Genomic DNA, 23141 nt, shown 5'->3' with positions numbered 1-23141 from the left:
AGAATATTATTTTGCAATTTTAAGAGTACTTTTGGTAAAAATTCAACTTTCATGGAATCTTATATTCTAATCGTGTTGTGCATAGCCGCTTTTGGGGCTGGCTTTGTTGATGCTATAGTCGGCGGTGGTGGATTGATTCAAACGCCTTTAGGTTTAGTACTATTGCCTAATTTGCCAGTTGCTTCGGTTATTGGGACTTTAAAAATTCCGTCTTTTAGCGGAACTTTTTTTGCTGCCATTCAGTATCTCAAAACGATAAAGATGGATTGGAAACTGCTGTCCATCATGATGGTATTGGCAGTAATAGCTGCTTTTTTGGGTTCTACGGTATTGACCTATGTGAGTAATGATTTTATGAAACCATTGTTATTAGTAGTACTTTCGCTTTTAGTGATTTACACCTATATAAAGAAAAATTTTGGATTACATGTAGCTAAATCTCATTCTGTGAAGCAACAAATTTTTTATGGTGTAGCAATCAGTTTTTTTATTGGTTTTTATGATGGATTTATTGGTCCTGGAACAGGAAGTTTTCTAGTTGTAGCTTTCATTACCATTTTAGGTTACGATTTTCTTCAGGCTTCCGCCAATGCTAAGATGGTCAACTTAGCGACAAATTTTGGATCCATTTGCTTGTTTGTTATCAAAGGAAAAATCATTTGGATGATTGCTATTCCTATGGCAATTTGCAATGCTATTGGTGGATTTATCGGTGCTAAATTAGCCATTACTAAAGGAAATACATTCATTCGCATCTTCTTTTTGATAGTGGTAATTGGCACCTTAGTTCGGTTTGCTTACGATGTGTTTTTGAAGAAATAAAATCTCAAAATGAAATCGATACAAGCTCTGCATTCTTCATTCTAAATCGCTATTTTTGCATACAAATATTCTATTCCTGAAATGCAACAATACATTAGCCAACTCAACGAAGCCCAACAAGAACCTGTTCTCCAAAAGGACGGTCCTATGATTATTATTGCTGGTGCAGGTTCGGGAAAAACACGTGTACTCACCATAAGAATTGCTTATCTAATGAGTCTAGGGGTGGATGCCTTTAGTATTCTAGCTTTGACTTTTACCAACAAGGCTGCTCGTGAAATGAAAAAGCGAATAGCAGATATTGTAGGGTCTAACGAAGCAAAGAATCTTTGGATGGGAACGTTTCACTCTGTTTTTGCCCGAATTCTGAGAGCTGAATCGGATAAATTGGGCTATCCATCCAATTTCACCATTTACGATAGCCAAGATAGTGTACGACTGCTTTCGGCGATAATTAAGGAAATGCAACTGGACAAAGATATTTACAAGCCGAAACAAATTTTGGGTAGAATTTCTTCCTACAAAAACAGTCTGATTACCGTAAAAGCTTATTTCAATAACCCTGAATTGCAAGAGGCCGATGCCATGTCTAAAAAACCTCGATTGGGTGAAATTTATCAAAACTATGTCGAGCGTTGTTTCAAAGCTGGAGCTATGGATTTTGACGATTTATTATTAAAAACCAATGAGTTATTGAATCGTTTCCCAGACGTTTTGGCTAAATATCAGGATCGTTTCCGCTATATTTTGGTGGATGAGTACCAAGATACCAATCATTCCCAGTATTTGATTGTGCGCGCCTTATCTGACAGATTTCAGAACATCTGTGTGGTTGGCGATGATGCGCAGAGTATTTATGCTTTTCGTGGTGCCAATATCAATAATATCTTGAATTTTCAGAAAGATTACGAAGGCGTAAAAACCTACCGATTGGAACAAAATTACCGCTCGACCAAAAATATTGTTGAAGCAGCCAATTCTATTATAGACAAAAATAAAACCAAATTAGATAAGGTGGTTTGGACCGCCAATGATTTTGGAAATAAGATAAAAGTACATCGTAGCCTTACGGATGGTGAAGAAGGACGTTTTGTAGCCAGCACTATCTGGGAGCAAAAGATGCAAAACCAAATGCTCAACGGACATTTTGCCATTTTGTATCGAACGAATGCTCAGTCGAGAGCGATGGAAGATGCTTTGCGAAAGCGAGATATTCCTTATCGCATCTATGGGGGATTGTCGTTTTATCAACGTAAAGAGATTAAAGATGTTTTGTGTTATTTGCGATTGGTTATTAATCCAAAAGATGAAGAAGCATTGATACGTGTCATTAATTATCCCGCTAGAGGAATAGGGGATACCACTATCGAAAAATTGACGATTGCAGCCAATCATTACAAGCGTTCTATTTTTGAAGTGATGCAAAACATCGAAAAAATAGATTTAAAACTCAATTCGGGAACCAAACAGAAGTTATTGGATTTTGTGACAATGATTCAAAGTTTTCAAGTCATCAATGAGACGCAAGATGCTTTTTACTTGGCCGATCATGTTTCAAAAAAAACAGGTTTGGTTCAAGAATTAAAGAAAGATGCTACTCCCGAGGGTATTGCGAGAATTCAGAATATTGAAGAACTTTTAAATGGTATTAAAGATTTTACTGAAGGTCAGAAAGAGGTTGACGGAGCGAGAGGAGCCCTATCAGAATTTCTAGAAGATGTAGCATTGGCCACCGATTTAGATAAAGATACCGCCGATGAAGATAGAGTTGCCCTAATGACGATACACTTAGCTAAAGGATTAGAATTTCCTTATGTTTTCATTGTAGGTATGGAAGAAGATTTGTTTCCTAGCGCCATGAGTATGAGCACCCGAAGTGAATTGGAGGAAGAGCGACGATTGTTTTATGTGGCGCTTACAAGGGCAGAAAAACAAGCGTATTTGACCTATGCTCAATCGCGTTACCGTTGGGGTAAACTGACCGATAGTGAACCTTCTCGATTTATTGAAGAAATAAATGGAGAATATTTGGAATACCTCACTCCTGAAGAAAATAATTATCGCTATAAACCCATGATTGACAGTGATATTTTTGGTGACGTTGATAAGTCGAAGCTACGACTATCAAAGCCTGTTAGCGGAACACCTCCAAAATATAGCACAGACAATGAACCGAAATCAAATGTAAATATTCGCAAATTAAAACCTGTATCAGGAAATGTGCCTTCTGCGAGTACTAATTTGTTCGATAGCAAACTCACAATAGGAAATGTAGTTATGCATGAACGTTTCGGTAAGGGTGAAGTCTTGAATCTTGAGGGAGCTGGTGCCGACAAAAAAGCGGAGATTAAGTTTGAAACGGGAGGAATTAAAAAGTTATTATTGCGATTTGCGAAGTTGGATGTGATTGGGTAGAAAAAGGTTAAAGGTTGTTTAATGATGGTTTAATCTTGTTTAAGCCAATTCAACTTTAAACTTTTTAAACAATTTAAACTTTAAACAAAAAGAGATGTCACAATTCATAAAAATATACGAAGACAAGCCGAATGAAGCTGCTATCAAAAAAGTAGTGGATGTGCTTAAAAATGGTGGTTTGGTGATTTATCCCACCGACACGGTCTATGGTTTGGGTTGTGATATTACTAATACCAAAGCATTAGAACGCATTGCTAAAATTAAAGGAGTAAAGTTGGAGAAAGCCAATTTTTCTTTCATCTGCCATGATTTGAGTAATTTATCCGATTATGTTAGACAGATAGATACTGCAACCTTTAAAATTTTAAAAAGAGCGTTACCGGGTCCGTATACTTTTATTTTGCCGGGAAATAATAATTTACCTAAAGAATTCAAAAAGAAAACTACTGTCGGAATTCGTGTTCCCGATAATTCTATTGCACTAGAAATTGTAAAAATGTTGGGTAATCCCATCGTTTCAACTTCTATTCGTGATGAAGATGAGGTTTTAGAGTATTCAACAGACCCTGAATTGATTTTTGAGAAATGGCAAAATCGAGTAGATGTTGTTATTGATGGAGGCTATGGAGACAACGTTGGTTCAACCATAATCGATTTGTCAGGATATGAACCTATTGTTGTGAGAGAAGGAAAAGGAAGTTTGGATATACTTTAAAAAGTGTTCAGTGTTCAAAAAAATAGTGTTCAATTGTTTCAGATTTCAAATTTTTATAAAAATAAAAACGCCCTGATTTGTCAGGGCGTTTTAGCTTTTATAGATTACTGATCACTTTTTAATATTATTGTTTTTTCTTCATTTCTTTTTCAATCATATCGTAGAATTCATCAATTTTAGGCAATACAACGATACGAGTTCTTCTGTTTTTAGAACGGTTATCAGCAGAATTATTTTCAACTAAAGGAATAAATTCACTTCTACCTGCTGCAATTAATTGTGAAGGTTTAACACCTAAGTCTTTCGTCAATACTCTAATGATGGCTGTAGAACGTTTTACACTTAAATCCCAGTTGTCAATCAAAACACCATTTCCAATGTAAGGAACATTATCTGTATGACCTTCTACCATACATTCAAAAGTTGGTTTGTCATTGATTACTTTAGCAACCTTAGCAAGAACAGTTTTAGCCTTGTCGCTCACGTTATAACTTCCACTTTTAAATAATAATTTATCAGCGATAGAAATAAAAACAACTCCTTTTTCTACATTAACCTCAATGTCTGGATCAGAAATTCCAACAGAACTTTTCAGACTAGTAACTAAAGCGAGCGTAACGCTATCTTTCTTAGTTAAAGCATCTTGCATTCTAGAGATTTTCAAATCTTTTTCTTTGATTGTCTCCAATGCTTTTTCAATATTTTGAGCTCCTTTAGCAGACAAAGTAGTCATGTTTCCCATATTGTTAATCAAATCGGAATTGTTTTTCTTTAAAAACTCCATCTGACTTGCCATAGCTTCTTTTTCAGTCAAACAAGTATTTAATTTTACAGTGCAAGTGTTCAATAAATCTTGAATTTCTTTGTTTTTGCTTTCTAAGGCAGCGATTTTCTTTTTCGAACCACACGAGGTCGTTAACAACGCAACTACTGATAAGGCTAAAATGATTTTTCTCATAAATAAGTGTTTTTGTTTATTTTACAAATTTAGTGTTAATACAAATTAAAATGAAATTAATGTAGACATAAAAAAGTGTTAAAACAATTTTTCAAAAATAGTGCCATTTTTTACATAATAACTAAAAACGATACTTTTGGTCTTATAGTATGCTTTAGATTGAAATGGCTCTCTTTTGTTGTAATTTTTTAAAAATAGGCTGTAAAAAGAAAAATGAGCTCTAACAACAGCCCAACAATGAGAGAAATTTCCCTGTATCAGAAATCGAAATCCCGCTATACCGTCTAAAATTAAACGTACAAACAAGACATGAAATAAAGAAGATTTTGGCAAATTTTTGGTCAACATCAACAAGGAATTTCTAAAATTCAAGAATGTTTTCCTGGGATTTAGGTGTTGTAGTGTGGCACCACCTACATGGTAGACAGTAGATTGATGGTTGTATTTAATTTTGTATCCTTTGTTGAAGGCACGCCAACATAAATCTATCTCTTCTTGATGCGCAAAGAAATCAGCATCAAAGCCTTGTAATTCTTCGTAGACGGAACTTCTGATAAAAAAGCAAGCGCCAGAAGCCCATAAAAGTTCACAATCATCATCATACTGACCTTTGTCTTTCTCTATAGTATCAAAAATTCGGCCACGACAAAAAGGATAACCAAATTTATCTATAAAACCTCCAGCAGCACCAGCATACTCAAAGTATTCTTTATTCTTAAAATCTAAAATTTTAGGTTGAATAATAGCTGTTTTAGGCTCTTTTTCAAATGTTTTTAGGATAGGATTTAACCAATTTTCAGTCACTCCAATATCAGAATTAATCAAAGCATATACATCAGCATCTACTTGAATCAAAGCTTGATTGTAACCTCCAGCAAAGCCACTATTTTCTTTGTTTTCGATTATTTTTACAGAGGGAAAATTGGATTTTATAAAAGATACCGATGCGTCTGTAGAGGCATTATCAGCGACAAAAATGGTTGCTTCAGGAGAATGCTCTACCACCGAAGGTAAAAATTGTTCCAGCAGTTTTTCTCCATTCCAATTGAGTATGATTACGGCTATTTTCAAAGTGATGTATTAAGATTATTTACTCTCAAAATGAGGAAGTTCTTTTAAAAAAATGTACTTTTCATTTTCAAAATCCATTTGGCAAAAGTAATGATTATGTCCGTTTGTCACCATCAAAAATTGGGCTTTTAAAGTCAAGTTATAACGAGCAATTTGATCAAAAGTTTTTTGAGTGATAGTAATTTCGGGTGCTTTACACTCTACTAAAATGCGTATACTTCCGTCTGGATTGAAAATAACAAGGTCATATCTTTTTTTTAAATCGTTGATTTTAAGTAGTTTTTCGACATTGATATGCGATTTAGGGTATTTCTTTTCCAATAAAAAGTAATGTACAACATGTTGGCGAACCCATTCCTCAGGAGTGAGAATGATAAATTTTTTCCTGATTTCGTCAAAAATAGCGACTTTATTTTCACTATTTTTGAAACGGAAGTTATAGGATGGAAAATTGAGTTGTTGCATTGCACAAAAGTATTAAATAAGTTTAAGGTTTAAAGTTCTGGTTGATTATAAAATCCAGTCTGAACACTGTTACTGAAAACTGAACACTAAAATAATGGATGAAGTCGTAAAAATCGTAAACGATATCAAGAGCGGTCATATCAAGCCTATTTATTTTTTGATGGGTGAAGAGCCCTACTATATTGATAAATTATCTGATTTTATAGAAGAAAATGTGCTAACTGAAGATGAAAAAGGCTTCAATCAGACTGTTATTTACGGAAGAGATGTCACTATTGAAGACATTATTGGTACTGCCAAACGCTATCCTATGATGGCTGAACGTCAGGTGGTGATTGTCAAAGAAGCTCAGGATTTATCCAAAACCATTGACAAATTAGAAAGTTATGCCGAAAATCCTATGCCTTCTACCGTTTTAGTGATTTGTTACAAATACAAAACCTTAGATAAGCGTAAAAAAGTAACAAAAGAACTAGCCAAATCTGGTCTCATTTATGAAAGCAAGAAACTATATGAAAACCAAGTAGGAGAGTGGATTAAAAGAGTGTTACAAGGAAAAAATTATGGTATAGAACCTAAGGCTTCTGCTATGTTAGTGGAATTTTTAGGTACCGATTTAAGTAAAATAAACAATGAATTAGAGAAATTACAAATTATTTTACCAAAAGGAAGTACCATAAGCCCTAAACATATTGAGGATAATATTGGTTTTAGTAAGGATTATAATAATTTTGAACTCATCAATGCATTGGGTTCTAAAAATCAATTGAAGGCCTATCAAATTGCAAATTATTTTGCTGATAATGAAAAGGCAAATCCAATGGTAGTGACTACTAGCACTGTTTTTGGATTTTTTGTAAAACTTCTCAAATATCATGGATTGAAGGATAGAAATCCAAAAAATGTTGCCACTGTTTTAGGAGTCAATCCTTATTTTTTAAAAGATTATGATATCGCTTTAAAACAGTATCCCATGAAAAAAGTGAGTCAAATAGTCGGTACTTTAAGAGATATTGATGTAAAAAGCAAAGGAGTTGGTGCTAATGCGATGCCTACTGGTGATTTACTTAAAGAAATGTTGGTCAAGATTTTCAACTAAATAATTCTTTAACGATTTTAAGCCAATTTTCCTAACTCCTCAATTGAAGATATATCAAAGTTATAGCTGCCAAAGTCATAATAATTAGAGCTATGAATCCTAAAATATTCGTTATTTTATCATTAGTAAATCTCCCCATTACTTTTTTGTTATTGCAAATATGAAGAATAATTGCAATAAGAACTGGGGCCGTCAAGCCATAAAGAATTGCAGTGTAAATCAAAGCTTTGATTGGAGAAATACCAATGTAATTTAAGGATAAACCTAATAATAACGAGATAGCAATTACGATATAAAACGCTTTAGCCTCATGAAACTTCTTATCTAGACCTTGCTCCCAACCGAAAGTTTCGGTAATAATATACGATAAAGAACCGCTTAATACGGGAATTGCCAAAAGACCTGTGCCTATTACTCCTATTGCAAATAGAAGATAGGCAGCATTTCCGGCTAATGGTTTTAAGGTCTTAGCGGCTTGTTCAACAGTATTTATTTCATGAATACCGCTATTGTACAAAACGATACCAGTAGTGAGAATTATAAAAAACATGACCAAACCCGAAAATGACATACCAAAATCAACATCTTCTTTCATTTCATGAATGATTTTTTTATTGACCATTAAATGTTTTTTCTTGTGCTTCATCTCTTCCACTTCCATGGAAGCTTGCCAAAAAAATAAATAAGGCGAAATAGTAGTTCCTAAGATGCCTACAAGAATTCCTATGTACTCTTTGTTGAGTTCAATGGATGGAATCACTGTAGCTTTAAGAATTTTGATTACATCTTGTTGGTATAAGAAAGGTACAATTAGGTATACCAACAAAACTAAACATAGGTATTTCAAGATAGAAGCTATTTTTTGATAGGGTAAATAAATAATCAAAATTAAAAGCACTACTGTAAAAAAAACACTAAAAAAAGTAGCCTCGATATTTGGAAATAATAAATTACCCACTGCACCCATTCCAGCAATGTCTGCGCCAATATTCATTATGATAGCAGGAAAACTGAAAAGTAGCATTAAATATAAAACAGGTTTTGGATAATTGGCTTTTAAAGTTCCCGTTAATCCTTGTTCAGTGACCAATCCAATTTTGGCACACATTTGTTGTATAGAAGCCATCAAAGGAAAAGCAATAGGAGCAGTCCAAAGTGTAGCTAAGCCATAAGCAGCACCAGCTTGTGAATAGGTAGCAATTCCAGAAGGGTCGTCATCGCTAGCACCTGTAATGAGACCAGGACCTAATAATTTCCATAGGCGCTGAAGCTTGTTTGACATTCGTGTTTTTAAACTCATTTTTAGAAAAAACAATTAGATTTAACTGTAGAAACAAGTAAATATGTAAAATGAAAATTGGTAATAAAGGTATTCAAAAAAAACAAGTAAATTAAATAAACTATCTTTGCCCTGAATCCTATCACTTTTGAGGGATTTTTAAAATATAGAAAATGTTATTTGAAGATTTATCACTTTCCAAAAGTATCCAAAAAGCCGTTTTTGAAGAAGGCTATACTGAAGCAACTCCAATACAAGAACAAGCCATCCCCATCGTTTTATCAGGAAGGGATTTGGTAGGTTGCGCACAAACAGGTACAGGTAAAACGGCAGCGTTTGCTATACCAATTATTCATCAATTGCACCGAATGGTGGGTTCTTCCAAAAAAACCAAAACAATACGTGCACTCATCATAACACCAACGAGAGAATTAGCTGTCCAAATAGGTCAAAATTTTGATAAATATGGGAAGTATACCAATTTGACTCAACTGACTATTTTTGGGGGTGTTTCTCAAATTCCGCAGGTAAATGTTTTGCGAAAAGGGATAGATGTTTTGATAGCAACTCCTGGGCGGTTATTAGACTTGCACAAACAGGGATTTATAGACTTGAATCACCTGCACACCTTAGTATTGGATGAAGCCGATCAGATGTTAGATATGGGTTTTGTTAATGATGTAAAAAAAATAGTAAAGTTAACACCCAATAATAGGCAAACCCTATTATTCTCTGCAACTATGCCCATTGCTATTAGAGAATTGGCAGAGATGTTTTTAAAAGACCCCGCATCGGTAACAGTTTCTCCTGTATCATCGACAGCAGAAAAGGTAGAACAGCGCATTTATTTTGTTGAAAAATCAGAAAAAAGAAATTTATTATATCATTTAATTCGAAATGAAAAGCTATCGGACGTATTGGTTTTTTCTAGAACTAAGCATGGTGCTGATAATGTGGTTAAGGCCTTACGGAAACACGGAGTAGCGGCTGAAGCTATTCACGGTGATAAATCGCAAACCGCAAGACAAAGAGTTCTTGATGCCTTTAAAAACAAAGAAGTGGGAGTTTTAGTGGCCACAGATATTGCTGCCCGCGGAATCGATATTGACCAATTGCCATTTGTAATCAATTTTGATTTACCAAATATCCCTGAGACCTATGTTCACAGAATAGGTAGAACAGGTCGAGCAGGAAATGGGGGGATTGCCATCTCTTTTTGCAGCAAGGATGAAGAACCTTACTGGAAGGATATTATCAAATTAATAAAAGTTGAGGTCATCACAATAAAAGATCATCCTTATCCTTGGCATTCTGGAAGTCAAGAATCAACAGAAAAAACACCACAAAAAAATTCTAATAGGAGTGGAGGATCTCATAAATCGAGAAAATCAACAGCTTCAAAACAGAATAAAAAACGCTGGTACTAAAGCTTTTTAAATGCTTCTAAATGGTGTTTTATATTTTAACACTAAAGTTCTTACTGTCAATTATTTAACATAAAAATATCCTCGATTTTTGTTTCGAAATCTGAAATTATTTAGTACCTTTAATAAGGAAATTAAATAAACATTTTAAAATATAAAATTATGGAAACTTTAGTTAAAAGAAATGGATCGTTCCCCATGGTGAACACCTTTCTAGACGAATTTTTTTCAAGAGATTTGTTCGATTGGACAGATAAAAATTTTACTGCACTTGGTAGCAATTTACCTTCTGCAAACTTGAAAGAAACAGATACTCAATTAGAAGTGGAATTGGCAGCTCCTGGTATGAAAAAAGAAGATTTTAAAGTAGAAATTGAAAATCACATTCTTAAAATTTCATCTGAAAAAGAAGAAGAACACGAAGAAAAAAGAAAAAAAGATAATTATGTTCGTAAAGAATTCAGTTATCATTCATTCTATCGTTCATTTTATCTTCCAGAATCTATAGACGAAAGTAAAATTAATGCGAATTACAAAGATGGTGTGCTTCATGTTACCATTGCTAAAAAAGAAGGTAGTAAAAAAAGAGTAACCAAAAGAATTGATGTTAAATAAATCTTGATTGAAGTTGATAAGAATCAACTAAAAAAGCAGCATCATTTGAATTCAAATGGTGCTGCTTTTTTTAAATGAAAGTTAAAAATTGTAGAGCCCTAATTTCTAATTAGTTTTCTGTATTTCAATCGTTTTGGGGTTAAATCACCACCTAAACGTTTTTTCTTGTTTTCTTCATATTCAGAGAAACCTCCTTCGAAATAATATACTTCAGAATTGCCTTCAAAGGCAAGTATATGGGTACAAATTCTGTCTAAGAACCATCTATCGTGCGAAATTACTACGGCACAGCCAGCAAAGTTTTCTAGACCTTCCTCTAGTGCTCTAAGTGTATTAATATCCAAATCATTTGTTGGTTCATCGAGTAGCAATACGTTTCCTTCTTCTTTTAATGTCATCGCCAAATGCAGACGGTTACGTTCACCTCCTGATAATGCCGATACTTTTTTGTTTTGTTCACTTCCTCCAAAGTTAAAACGAGATAAATACGCTCTTGAATTGACTTGTCGTCCCCCCATCATAATCAACTCTTGACCATCACAAAAGTTTTCCCAAATGGATTTATTAGGGTCTATGTTTGAATGCGACTGATCTACGTAGGCAATTTTTACAGTATCTCCTATCGTAAATTTACCACTGTCAGGTTGTTCCTCACCCATAATCATTCTAAAAATAGTAGATTTACCAGCACCATTAGGACCAATAATTCCTACAATACCAGCTTGAGGCAAAGTAAAATTCAAATTATCATACAACAGCTTATCACCAAATGCTTTTGCTACACCTTTAGCCTCAATTACATTGGTACCTAAACGCGGACCATTTGGAATATAGATTTCTAATTTTTCATCCAATTGTTTTTGATCTTCGTTTAAAAGCTTGTCATAATTTTGTAAACGCGCTTTTTGTTTAGTTTGCCGTCCTTTTGCTCCTTGGCGTACCCATTCCAACTCCCTTTCAAGTGTTTTTCTACGCTTTGAGGCTACTTTTTCTTCCTGTTCCATACGTTTTGACTTTTGGTCTAGCCAAGAAGAATAGTTTCCTTTCCATGGAATACCCTCGCCTCTGTCTAATTCTAAAATCCATCCAGCAACGTTGTCTAGAAAATATCTATCGTGAGTTACAGCTATAACTGTTCCAGCATATTGAGCCAAATGTTGTTCTAGCCACAATACACTCTCAGCATCTAAATGGTTGGTAGGCTCATCTAAAAGTAATACATCGGGTTGTTGCAATAACAAACGACACAAAGCTACTCTTCGTTTTTCTCCTCCTGATAATACACTAATTGGCATATCTCCATCTGGAGTTCTCAGAGCATCCATAGCTACTTCTAGCTTGTTATCTATTTCCCATGCTCCAGCAGCATCAATACGGTCTTGTAATTCGGCTTGCCTGTCCATTAGTTTTTGCATCTTGTCTGCATCTTCATAAACTTCTGGCAAACCAAACATATCATTTATTTTATTGAACTCATCCAAAATAGCCATTGTTTCGGCTACACCTTCGCGGACAATTTCAATTACAGTTTTGCTTTCATCTAATTTTGGTTCTTGTTCTAAGTAGCCAACTGTGTATCCCTGCTGAAAAACGATATCACCTTGATAATTTTTATCTACTCCTGCTATAATTTTTAATAGAGAGGATTTTCCTGAACCATTTAATCCAAGTATACCTATTTTTGCTCCATAAAAAAAGCTTAAATAGATGTTTTTTAATACTTGTTTATCACTTCCTTGATAGGATTTACTCACTTTTTGCATGGAGAAAATCACTTTTTTATCGTCTGACATAATTGATTAGTTTTTGTTTATTATAATTTAATTTTCAGTGTATTATGGTTACAATTTCACTTCTATAGCATTAATTATACCCTCTAATGGGTCATTGGCTTTCATGAAATCGGTTATTAAGTATCCTATAAGTTTTCCTATGAGGTTGTTGTCTTTTTCACTGCATAAATCGGGAGCACCTTCACAAATATGTAAATAAGTAGCATTTTGATTTTTACCAAAAAAATGGATAAACTGTCTCAACTGTTCAACAGAGAATCCGCTGATGGTCATCGCACTGCTAGCAATGTTCGGAATCGCATCTAAATCTATTTCAATACCGTATGAATCGTTCTTTATAAATTCTAAGGCTACTGTGAGCTCTTTTTCAAAATTTTTATATTTTCTTATAGCAATTTCATCATAAGTGTTGTAACGAACTCGACTATGAATTTTTTTTATATTGCTTAATACCTTTTTGGAAGTATAGTTTTCATGGAGACCAAAGATAAAATATTTGTTTAGAAAACCGTCCTCGTAAGCATAGGAAAAGCCATTGCCGCTGTGTCTTCCTTCAAGAATTCTGAAATCGGAATGCGCATCAAAATTAATGGCATTGATGGGTTTTCCTTTTGCTAATGCAGCTCCTTTTATGTTTCCATAGGAATTGTTGTGTCCACCGCCAATAACTATTGGTATTTTCCCGGATTTAACTATTATGGAGATGATATGTGCAACTTCTTTGTCAATACTAACTACTAAATCACTAAGTTTTTTTCTATCGGCGATATGATGAAAATTTAAATTTTCTACAGTTTTCATTTCTTCCGATACATCTAATTGCCCTAAAATTAGTAATTCATTTCCTTTGCAAAAACGATTGTACTGAATATTAGCAATGCTTTTGAGGGTGCATTCCCAAGCTGAAGCCGCTCCAGGTCTGCCAAAATTGGCTCGAACACCAATATCTTCTGGAATGCCCAATAAAACATATCTGGCGGGACAACTTTTTATAAATGTTGTAATGTTAGCACCTTTTGGTACAGTAATCATTTTTTCTCCAAATTTTATCTCACCGCTTCTGTAGTGAGTAATCTTGGTTAAATCACTTGCATGAAAAGGAATTAATTTCTCCATGTATCTTTTTTTAACATTCAAAAATAATATATTAATACAAACATACGTTATTACCTTAAATATTATTATTTTTGTTAAAACAATATAAACTTAACTATGGAAAATCAAGAACAAAAAAACAATTCAAATTTAAAAGCAGTAATAGCAATACTGGCGGTACTTCTTATAGGGAGTTTGGTGTATATCTTTAAAATGACTTCTGATGCCAAAGCGCAACAAACAGAATTGACAAAGACCATATCAGAAAAAGATGCGGTTATGAAAGATTTAGAAGAGCTAAAAGCTACCTATGATGCTGCAATTGCAGAAAATACTTCGATGTCTGATGAGTTAATTGCTGAGAGAGAAAAAGTGGTGAATTTATTAGCTGATTTGAAAAAATCAAAAGGAGATGCCGCTTCAATGGCTAAGTATAAAAGCCAATATTTTGCATTAGAAACCAAAATGAAAGGGTTGATGCAAGAAAATGAGGCATTAAAGAAAGCTAATGAAACACTTACTACACAAAGAGATAGTACTGTAATGGTGCTAGGAGAATCTAAAAAATACAATGAAGTACTTATTGGTCAAAATGAAGAATTGGCTAAAACAGTTGAAATAGCTTCTAAATTAAGTGTTTTGAATTTGAAAACAGCAGCTTATAAATTAAGAAGTTCAGGAAAACAAATTGAAACTGACAAAGCAAGTAGAGCCGATATTTTAAAAATTAGTTTCACTATTGCTGAAAATAAAGTAGCTAAATCAGGTGACAAAACCTACTATGTTCAAGTGATTGATAGTAAAAACAATGTTTTAGGTGAAAAGAAAACCGAATCTTTCGGAAGTAATTCATTAACATATAGTTTTGTAACTACTGTTAAATTCCAAAATAAAACGGTTGATGTTTCTCAGGATTTACCAGGAAAAGATTTTGAAAAAGGCACTTACTTTGTAAATGTTTTTGACAATGGTGAATTAGTATCAAAATCAAGCTTTAGTTTGAGATAGAAGGAGTTAAGAATTAATAATTAGAAAAAGGAATCCAATTGGATTCCTTTTTTTATGTTATACTTTATTTTCCATTGATAATAACTTGGTCAATTAAATTACTGCCAAAAGCATACGGTAATTGATAGAACGAATGTAGCGGTTTGGTAATAATTAAATTGGCTTTCTTACCTTTGGTAATACTTCCATGAGTTTGCGAAATTCCCATAGCATAAGCCCCATTTATTGTAGCGGCATTGATGGCTTCTTCAGGTGTCATTTTCATTTTAATACAGGCTGTTGCAACTACAAAATTCATATTTCCCGAAGGAGACGAACCCGGATTGAAATCTGTAGCTAGTGCCAGAGGTAGTCCTTCATCAATTATTTCTCTTGCAGGGGTATACGGAATTCCAAGAAAATAAGAACAAGATGGTAAGGCAACAGGCATAGTTACTGAGTTTTTTATAGCCTCGATGTCACTAGGAGTTAGTATTTCTAAATGGTCTATAGAAAGGGCTTGGTGTTTTACTCCAGCCTGAACTCCTCCAATAGCGTTAAATTGATTCACATGAATTTTTGGTATCAATCCATATTTTTTTCCAGCACTTAAAATTTGTTCAGTTTCTTCAACAGAGAAATATCCTTTTTCACAAAAAACGTCTATAAATTCTGCAAGCTGTTCATCGGCAATTTTAGGAAGCATTTCATTAATTATTACATCTATGTAGCCTTGATGGTTTTCTTTAAATTCGGCAGGAAAAGCATGTGCGCCAAGAAAAGTAGCTTTAACAGCAACAGGATAATCTTCTTTTAAACGCCTAATAACGCGAAGCATCTTCAATTCATCCTCTAGGCTAAGTCCATAGCCAGATTTTATTTCAACAGCTCCAGTTCCAAGACTTATGATTTCTTCTAATCGAATTTTAGATTGATTGTAAAGCTCCTCCTCAGATGTATTGTGTAGTGTTTTGGCTGAGTTTAAAATACCACCGCCACGTTGTGCTATTTGCTCATAGGTCAATCCATTAATTCGGTCAACAAATTCTTGTTCGCGATTGCCAGCATAGACAAGATGGGTATGACTGTCACACCATGAGGGTAATACTATTTTTCCTGATGCATCAATGGTTTGGTCGGGATTAATTTTTGGACAATTTTCCATTGGCCCAAAATCAATAATAACGTCATTTTCTATCCATAAAAATGCATTTTTAAGAGTAGGAAGGATTCCCATTTCTTTACCAGATACTTTTTCAATAGTAGTATCTCTTACTTGCAGTAATTCTTTTATATTGACAATGAGTGTTTGCATAAGAGATTTTTCTGTAAATGTAAAATGGAAATTTAAAAACTCCTATCTTTATGACAAATTATTGTGTTTTGGCATCGCTATTACTAATAAGTTTGTTGCAAACAAACTCCGATGAAAAGAAAGCGATTACATATGTGACCCAAAACAAATGAAATTTACACATATGAAAAGAATAAAATATAGAAAAGTCAGAAAGATTCAGCCCAATTATTATGAATATACGGGTGTTCACAAAACGGATCCTGTAGAAATGCAGTTGTTTGTTTATGATGATGCTGGTTATGAAGAATACAAAAAAGTTTCTCTTGATAGAATTCAAAAGGAAATCAATGATGAACTTCAAACAGAAGATGTAAAGTGGTTGAATATTCATGGATTACATGATGTGGAGCTAATAAAAAAAATAGGTGAAATGCTTTTTATTGAACCGTTTATAATAAGTGATATTTTAAATGTTTCTAGAAGAAGTAAAATGGAAGAATTGGATCAGATTCTTTTTTTTAGCATCAAATCCATTTTGCCAGGAGAAGACGATGACCATGTGCACGTTGAACAAATTAGTTTTTTGTTAAAAGAGAATTTATTAGTTTCATTTCAGGAGAAAAAGAGTGATTTTTTTACCCATATAAGAGAGAGAATCAAAACTCACAGCGGAATTGTTCGTAAAAAAAGAAACGATTATTTGTTGTATCTGCTTCTTGATGCTGTTATGGAAAATTTTTACATCACTATAGAATACTATGAAGATTGTATAGAAGCGATATTGATAGAAGCCAAATCAAGCGATAAACCAGATGTTTTGGTACTAATTGAGAAAAACAGAGAGGATTTGAATTTCTTAAAGCGTTCTATTTTGCCTTTACGTGATGCTTTGTTTAATTTAAAAAGTGAGCATGATGAAGATGATTATGATGGAATTGATAAAGCAAATTACAGTTTTTTCGCTCGATTGCACCAAAAATCATTAGAGATATTAGAGCAAATTGAGTATGACATGAACACGTTGGATAGTGCCTCTAGTTTTTATTTTTCTTCTCAAAGCCATCGCATGAATGAGATCATGAAAATTCTAACAGTAGTTTCAGTTATTTTCATGCCATTGACTTTTTTGGTAGGAGTCTATGGAATGAATTTTAAACACATGCCTGAATTGGAATATGCCTATGGATATTATATCGTTATCGCGATAATGATAGCAATTGCATTAGCTATGGTGTATTATTTCAAAAAGAAGAAGTGGTTTTGATGGAAATCAATTAAAATTACAATTCATCCCAAGAATTCAACAGTTCAGTTCATTACTATTTTATCACAAAAAAAGCCGTAATACATTTGCTTCATAAAATTCAAATTTATGAGGGCAATTTTTACTTTATTAATTCTTTTTTGTACTACAATCATTTTTTCACAAAACACCTTATCAGGTAAAATAGTGGATGAAAAGGGAAACTCCATAGCTGGAGCGAACATTTTTATAGAAGGTACTTATGATGGTACTTCTAGTAATGATAATGGGGATTTTATTTTTGTAACGAACCAAAAGGGGAATCATACTTTGGTTATAAGCTCTTTAATCTATGAAACTTCAAGAACAATAATAGACGTTTCAGATTTTAAAAATAAAACGGTCAAATTAAGAGAAAGTGTTACTTCACTTGATACAGTTGTTATTACTGCGGGAACTCTAGAAGCTGGAGATAAGGCGAGGGTTTCTGTCCTGAAACCTTTAGATATTGTTACTACAGCAGGGTCATTGGGCGATATTGTTGCTGCTTTACAAACGTTACCAGGTACACAAAATGTGAGCGAGAATGGGCGTCTGTTCGTTCGTGGAGGTGAAGCTAACGAAACACAAACATTTATAGACGGTATCAGAGTGGCTCAACCTTATGGCGCTAGTACCGAAAATTTGCCTACTCGAGGTCGATTTTCTCCTTTTTTATTTAGTGGAATTTCGTTTTCAACTGGAGGTTATTCAGCGGAATATGGTGAAGCGTTGTCAAGTGTTTTATTGTTGAATACCCAAGACGAACCCGATCAAAGTAAAACAGATATAGGTTTAATGACCGTTGGACTTGGATTGGGGAATACTCAAAAATGGAACAAGAGTTCATTGAGTATTAATGCTAATTATATCAATCTTGCGCCTTATCAAGCTGTGATTCCTCAAAATGTGAGTTGGAATTCTCCTTTTCAATCGCTTTCGGGTGAGTCGGTGTATCGGTATAATTTTAACAATGGAATTTTAAAAGTCTATGCCGCTTTTGACTCGTCTCAATTTGATGTTAATCAAACGAATATTAATTTTCCGCAAACAACTAGAGTTGATTTGAAAAACAATAATTTTTATTCAAATGCTTCTTATAAAGGTAACTTTTGGGGTAATTGGCAAATTGTTTCTGGTTTAAGTTATGGTTATAGTAAAAATAATATAGATATTGATTTAGATAGAGTTACAAATTCAGAAAACGCAGTTCATTTGAAACTGAAACTTAAAAAGAGTATTTTTGAACGTTTGAAGATATCGTTTGGTTCAGACTATTTTATCACGAAATTTGATGAAGATTTTAAACAGCGTTATAGTGCAATTAGCACTAGTGGTTATGATTCTTCTATTGCAGCTATTTACAGTGAAGCAGATCTTTTTTTCTCTAAAAAAATGGCTGCAAAAGTAGGTGTAAGAGCTTCAAATAATGATTTATTAAGTGAGACTACTTTTTCTCCAAGGGTTTCATTGGCATACAAAATAGCAAAAAGCAGTCAATTGTCTTTCGCTTATGGTGATTTTACTCAAACGCCTAGTGTGGATTATATCAAGTATTCTAAATTTCATCAGTTTGAAAGTGAAAAGGCACAGCATTATATTTTTAATTACCAATATAATCGTGAAAATAAAACCTTAAGAGCCGAAGTGTATTATAAAAAATATGATAATTTGGTAAAATATGAAAACGATGTACCACAATTCAATTCAGTTTATTCCAATACGGGTTCTGGCTTCGCAAAAGGTTTGGATTTGTTTTGGAGAGATGGGAAAACGATTAAAAATTTAGAATATTGGATTTCTTACTCTTTTATTGATACCCAAAGAAAGTATAAAAATTTTCCAATACAAGCCACACCTAACTTTGTTTCCAATCATAATCTGTCAATTGTTACAAAATATTGGATTACAGACTGGAAATCGCAAATTGGTTTTACTAATACATTCAGTTCCGGGCGACCTTACAATAACCCCAACGAATTGAAGTTCATGAATGGAGTAACAAAATCCTACAACAGTTTGAGCTTTAATTGGGCTTATTTAGTAACTTCTCAAAAGATTTTATACTTATCTATTTCTAATGTTTTAGGTACTAAGAATGTTTTTGGATACAACTATTCAACAAGTCCTGATTCGAATGGTTTTTTTGATAGAACCGAGATACAGCCAACAGCAGATCAATTTTTCTTCATAGGTTATTTTTGGACGATAAGTAAAAATAAGAAGGACAATCAGTTGAAAAATTTATAGGAATAAACGGTTCATCCTTTAAAAACGACAGTTCAGTAAGTTTAAATTTTAAAGCAATAATTTTCAAAATAAATTTGTTCAGTAAATCAGTAGTAATAACAATTAAAAAATAAAATCATGACTAAAATTAGTATTGTAATCGCATTATTTATAAGTAGTTTATTGTCAGCTCAAGGTCAATTTGAGCAAGGTATGGGACAAGCTTTTCAACTATGGGGCGAAGGTAAAAATTCGGAAGCATCAGACTTGTTTGAACGCATTGCATCAGCAGAAAAATCGAGTTGGTTGCCTAATTATTATGTAGCACTTGTCAACACCACTGCCTCTTTTGGTACTCAAGATAAAGAGAAAATAAATGGATTACTTACAAAAGCACAAAATGCTTTAGACATTGAGATGGTAAAGAATCAAAATAACGCTGAATTATATGTTTTGCAAGCCCTAATTTATACGGCTTGGATTGTATATGACCCAATGACTAATGGGATGAAATTGTCCGCCAAAACAATGGAAATGTATGATAAAGCAGAGTCGCTTGACCCAAATAATCCCCGAGTGATTTTTGGCAAAGCCGATTTTCAAATGGGAGGAGCAAAATGGACAGGAGTTGACACAAAACCTTTATGCGCTCAAATTGAAAAAGCTATTGGACTTTTTGCTACTTTTAAACCTGAAACACCATTTTCTCCCACCTGGGGACTAGAAAGAGCTCAGGAAACATTGAAAAATTGTAAATAAGTTTGAGTCAAGTAGAATAGAAGCAAAAGAAAGAAATGAAAAATAGTTATATAAAAGAATTACCAAGAGCCTTTTTTATAGGATTAACTATTTTCGGAATAATTAATCTTATAAGGTTTCTCAATGGTGAAACTGTTCAATTTGATGAGCGATTAAGATTAACTTTTTTCTACACACTTTTGTACAGTTTTGCTTTACATCTTGCCAATACCTATTTGTTTCTATTGTTAGATAAAATTTTTATCAACGAAAGATTTTCAAGACGAAGAATTGCCATTGGTTTCTTAGCTTCTTTTGTCCTTTCTTTATTTGTGATTTTTCTTTTGAGACTTTTTATTAGCGTTGGTATAGAAAAACAATCACTAAGTATATTTTTTAAAGAGGAGAAGGCTTCAAATTACATAGTTGCATCGGTTTTTACATTTGTAGTTTTATTGATAGTCCACTTTATCTATCTCTATAAATGGTATCAAGAAAATAAACTCAAAGAACAGAAAGTAATAGCCGGAAATGCATCTGCTAAGTTTGAAAGTCTTAAAAATCAAATTGATCCCCATTTTCTTTTTAACAGCTTAAATGTACTGAGCTCGTTGATAGAGGAAAATCCCGAAAATGCCCAAAAATTTACCACTTCTTTATCTAAAATTTACAGATATGTTTTGGAACAAAAAGATAAAGAATTGGTTTTGGTTGAAGAAGAATTGGCTTTTGCTAAAACGTATATGAACTTGCTGAAAATGAGATTTGAAAATAGCATAAGCTATGAGTTGCCCGTTAATTATAATCATCCTGAGGCAAAAGTTGTACCACTATCATTGCAGCTTCTTTTAGAAAATACAATTAAACATAATAGTGCTAGCGAGCAGAAACCTTTATACATTAAAATTTATATCGAAAATAATTATTTGGTTATAGAAAATAATCTCCAAAAGAAAGAGGTATTACAAGACAGAAAAGGTGTAGGCTTGCAGAATATCGTTGCGCGTTACGCCCTTATTTCAGAGCGAAAAGTGCTTATTGACGAAAACGAATTTGCTTTTAGAGTGCTAATTCCAATTTTGACCAAACAAATCACATTTATGGAAACAAAAAACAAACTTACAGAAAATATGTCCTACGTTAGGGCTAAGGAACGAGTTGAGAAACTCAAAGGCTTTTACGGTAATCTAATTTCGTATTGTTGTGTAATTCCCATTTTGATTCTAATTAACCTTAGTACTACAAGCTTTCAATGGTTTTGGTTCCCAATGTTAGGTTGGGGATTAGGACTCAGTTTTCATGCATTTGAAACCTTTGGTTATGGCAAATCGTGGGAAGAAAAGAAAATTCAGGAGATATTAAATAAAGAGAATAACAGCAAATGGAATTAAAAATGGAAGCAAACAATGAATACGAAAGATATCAACGAGCCAGAAAACAAGTTGAGAAAATAAAGGGGTTTTATGTGCATTTTGCCACTTATCTTATAATTATGGCAATGTTAATCTATATTAATTTGAAGTATACTCCAGAGTATTTATGGTTTTTATGGACTATGTTTGGTTGGGGTATAGGACTCTTTTTTCATGCTACACATGCTTTTCGTTGGTTTTCAATAAAAGAATGGGAAAAAAGAAAAATTAGGGAATTTATTGAGCAAGAAAATATCAAAAAACAATAAGAAAAAGTTATGGAAAATTTAGACGAAATTAAATACCAAGAGGCGTTAAAAAGGGTAAAAAAAATTAAAGGATTTTACACTCATGCTATTGTTTATGTGGTAATAAACCTGATGATTGCAATTGTCAATATCCAACACCTAGGTGAAGGTGAAAGTTATTTTCAATTCAAAAATTTTTCCACAGCTTTCTTCTGGGGAATAGGTTTAGTTGCTCATGGATTGTCCGTTTTTTTACCTAGCATGGTAATGGGAAAAAATTGGGAAGAAAAAAAGATTAAAGAGTTGATGGATAAAGAAAAAAATAACAAATGGGAATAATTTGTAGTAAAAAATAATCAAGTTCAAACCATGAATATCATCATTATCGAAGACGAAAAGCCTGCTGCCAGATTACTCCAGCGAAAGATTGAAAAGCTTGGTATGGAAGTTAAAACACTTTTACATTCAGTTGAAGAGGCAATAGAATGGTTTTCCATACATCAACATCCAGATTTGATTTTCCTGGACATTCAATTATCAGATGGGTTGTCTTTTGAAATTTTTGAAAAAGTAAGTATAAACAGCGCTGTGATATTTACAACAGCATACGATGAATATGCACTTAGGGCTTTTAAATTGAATAGTATAGATTATCTCCTAAAGCCCATTGATGAAGAAGATTTAGAGGTGGCAATTACTAAATTCAAAAATAGGCAACCCAAACAAGAGTTGTTGCAGTTGGATTTTAATCAAATTAGAGAAATGTTTTCCAATCCATTTGATAAAGTGTATAAAAAACGATTTACGATTAAAATAGGGCAGCATTTAAAGGTAATTACAGCAGAAGAAATAGAATGTTTTTTTAGTGAAAATAAAGGTACTTACATACATACTTTTGATAATAGAAATTATCTAATCGATAGTAGTTTGGAAGTTTTGGAAAAAGAATTAGATGTAAAAGATTTCTTTAGAATCAGTAGAAAATTTATCGTTTCCTTCAAAGCAATTAAGGAAATTGTAGTGTACAATAATTCTAGATTAAAGCTAATTTTACCTTCATACAAGGAAGAAGAAGTTATTGTGAGCAGAGAAAAAGTTACAGATTTTAAGTCTTGGATAGGATAAATTTATTCTAAAGTATAAATTCATTTAAAATTTTTCAAATAATTAATTATCAATATTTTAAATTACTACTAT

The 23141-nt window shown here is 33.2% G+C and carries 21 protein-coding genes; 14 read left to right on the top strand and 7 right to left on the bottom strand.

Annotation, left to right across the window (positions count from 1 at the left end; genetic code table 11):
* Positions 1-51 precede the first annotated feature (51 nt).
* The 3 genes from AC23L6_RS05555 (at position 52) to AC23L6_RS05545 (ending at position 3952) form a co-directional block, all read left to right on the top strand.
* The gene (locus AC23L6_RS05555) at positions 52-822 is read left to right on the top strand and encodes a sulfite exporter TauE/SafE family protein (RefSeq protein WP_487561011.1); all 771 of its coding nucleotides are present in this window, start codon (positions 52-54) and stop codon (positions 820-822) included.
* A gap of 81 nt (positions 823-903) precedes the next feature.
* Positions 904-3237 carry an ATP-dependent helicase gene (locus tag AC23L6_RS05550; protein ID WP_487561012.1) on the top strand — a complete coding sequence of 778 codons (2334 nt, stop codon included), beginning with the start codon at positions 904-906 and terminating at the stop codon, positions 3235-3237.
* Between the two features lie 94 nt (positions 3238-3331).
* The gene (locus AC23L6_RS05545; protein WP_487561013.1) at positions 3332-3952 is read left to right on the top strand and encodes an L-threonylcarbamoyladenylate synthase; all 621 of its coding nucleotides are present in this window, start codon (positions 3332-3334) and stop codon (positions 3950-3952) included.
* 124 nt (positions 3953-4076) lie between these two features.
* On the opposite strand, the gene AC23L6_RS05540 is transcribed toward AC23L6_RS05545, so the two are convergent.
* From AC23L6_RS05540 to AC23L6_RS05530, 3 genes are all read right to left on the bottom strand, one after another.
* Positions 4077-4910: an OmpA/MotB family protein gene (locus tag AC23L6_RS05540; RefSeq protein ID WP_487561014.1), complete on the bottom strand. Its 834-nt coding sequence runs from the start codon at positions 4908-4910 to the stop codon at positions 4077-4079.
* Between the two features lie 78 nt (positions 4911-4988).
* The gene (locus tag AC23L6_RS05535) at positions 4989-5981 is read right to left on the bottom strand and encodes a glycosyltransferase family 2 protein (RefSeq protein WP_487561015.1); all 993 of its coding nucleotides are present in this window, start codon (positions 5979-5981) and stop codon (positions 4989-4991) included.
* Positions 5982-5996: 15 nt separating this feature from the next.
* Positions 5997-6446, bottom strand: a complete 450-nt coding sequence (locus AC23L6_RS05530) for a type I restriction enzyme HsdR N-terminal domain-containing protein (protein ID WP_487561016.1) — start codon at positions 6444-6446, stop codon at positions 5997-5999.
* Between the two features lie 94 nt (positions 6447-6540).
* On the opposite strand from AC23L6_RS05530, the gene holA reads away from it, so the two are divergent.
* The gene (holA, locus tag AC23L6_RS05525; protein WP_487561017.1) at positions 6541-7545 is read left to right on the top strand and encodes a DNA polymerase III subunit delta; all 1005 of its coding nucleotides are present in this window, start codon (positions 6541-6543) and stop codon (positions 7543-7545) included.
* Between the two features lie 31 nt (positions 7546-7576).
* Here holA and AC23L6_RS05520 read toward each other — a convergent pair whose 3' ends face one another.
* Positions 7577-8827, bottom strand: a complete 1251-nt coding sequence (locus AC23L6_RS05520; protein WP_487561018.1) for an NRAMP family divalent metal transporter — start codon at positions 8825-8827, stop codon at positions 7577-7579.
* A gap of 170 nt (positions 8828-8997) precedes the next feature.
* Here AC23L6_RS05520 and AC23L6_RS05515 point away from each other — a divergent pair, with 170 nt between their 5' ends.
* The gene (locus tag AC23L6_RS05515; protein ID WP_487561019.1) at positions 8998-10251 is read left to right on the top strand and encodes a DEAD/DEAH box helicase; all 1254 of its coding nucleotides are present in this window, start codon (positions 8998-9000) and stop codon (positions 10249-10251) included.
* A 159-nt stretch (positions 10252-10410) separates the two neighbouring features.
* On the top strand, positions 10411-10863 hold the full coding sequence (locus tag AC23L6_RS05510; protein ID WP_487561020.1) for an Hsp20/alpha crystallin family protein: 453 nt from the start codon (positions 10411-10413) through the stop codon (positions 10861-10863).
* 98 nt (positions 10864-10961) lie between these two features.
* Here the strand turns inward: AC23L6_RS05510 and ettA are convergent, their stop codons facing one another.
* Both ettA and AC23L6_RS05500 read right to left on the bottom strand, forming a co-directional pair.
* Entirely contained in the window at positions 10962-12656 is a 1695-nt protein-coding gene (gene ettA / locus AC23L6_RS05505) for an energy-dependent translational throttle protein EttA (protein WP_487561021.1), read from the bottom strand.
* Positions 12657-12704: 48 nt separating this feature from the next.
* On the bottom strand, positions 12705-13772 hold the full coding sequence (locus tag AC23L6_RS05500) for a formimidoylglutamase (RefSeq protein WP_487561022.1): 1068 nt from the start codon (positions 13770-13772) through the stop codon (positions 12705-12707).
* A 96-nt stretch (positions 13773-13868) separates the two neighbouring features.
* Here AC23L6_RS05500 and AC23L6_RS05495 point away from each other — a divergent pair, with 96 nt between their 5' ends.
* Positions 13869-14759, top strand: coding sequence for a hypothetical protein (locus AC23L6_RS05495; protein ID WP_487561023.1), 891 nt, complete (start codon positions 13869-13871; stop codon positions 14757-14759).
* A gap of 64 nt (positions 14760-14823) precedes the next feature.
* Here the strand turns inward: AC23L6_RS05495 and hutI are convergent, their stop codons facing one another.
* A complete protein-coding gene (gene hutI / locus AC23L6_RS05490; RefSeq protein WP_487561024.1) occupies positions 14824-16053 on the bottom strand; it encodes an imidazolonepropionase in 1230 nt (409 codons plus the stop codon).
* 163 nt (positions 16054-16216) lie between these two features.
* Here hutI and corA point away from each other — a divergent pair, with 163 nt between their 5' ends.
* From corA to AC23L6_RS05455, 7 genes are all read left to right on the top strand, one after another.
* Positions 16217-17299 (top strand): magnesium/cobalt transporter CorA, encoded by a 1083-nt coding sequence (corA, locus tag AC23L6_RS05485; protein WP_487561025.1) that lies wholly within the window; start codon positions 16217-16219, stop codon positions 17297-17299.
* Positions 17300-17407: 108 nt separating this feature from the next.
* Positions 17408-19567, top strand: a complete 2160-nt coding sequence (locus tag AC23L6_RS05480) for a TonB-dependent receptor (protein ID WP_487561026.1) — start codon at positions 17408-17410, stop codon at positions 19565-19567.
* A gap of 117 nt (positions 19568-19684) precedes the next feature.
* Positions 19685-20305 (top strand): hypothetical protein, encoded by a 621-nt coding sequence (locus AC23L6_RS05475; RefSeq protein WP_487561027.1) that lies wholly within the window; start codon positions 19685-19687, stop codon positions 20303-20305.
* A gap of 35 nt (positions 20306-20340) precedes the next feature.
* Positions 20341-21675, top strand: a complete 1335-nt coding sequence (locus AC23L6_RS05470; RefSeq protein WP_487561028.1) for a 2TM domain-containing protein — start codon at positions 20341-20343, stop codon at positions 21673-21675.
* A gap of 2 nt (positions 21676-21677) precedes the next feature.
* Positions 21678-21965 (top strand): 2TM domain-containing protein, encoded by a 288-nt coding sequence (locus AC23L6_RS05465; RefSeq protein WP_487561029.1) that lies wholly within the window; start codon positions 21678-21680, stop codon positions 21963-21965.
* Between the two features lie 9 nt (positions 21966-21974).
* Complete coding sequence (locus tag AC23L6_RS05460) at positions 21975-22283, top strand: 2TM domain-containing protein (RefSeq protein WP_487561030.1); 309 nt, start codon at positions 21975-21977, stop codon at positions 22281-22283.
* Positions 22284-22313: 30 nt separating this feature from the next.
* Positions 22314-23069: a LytR/AlgR family response regulator transcription factor gene (locus tag AC23L6_RS05455; RefSeq protein ID WP_487561032.1), complete on the top strand. Its 756-nt coding sequence runs from the start codon at positions 22314-22316 to the stop codon at positions 23067-23069.
* The last annotated feature ends 72 nt before the right edge of the window (positions 23070-23141 follow it).

Source organism: Flavobacterium sp. R1_16 (genome assembly GCF_057652095.1).
The sequence above is the reverse complement of the archived record's forward strand: the minus strand, read 5'-3'. Positions and strand labels throughout refer to the sequence as shown.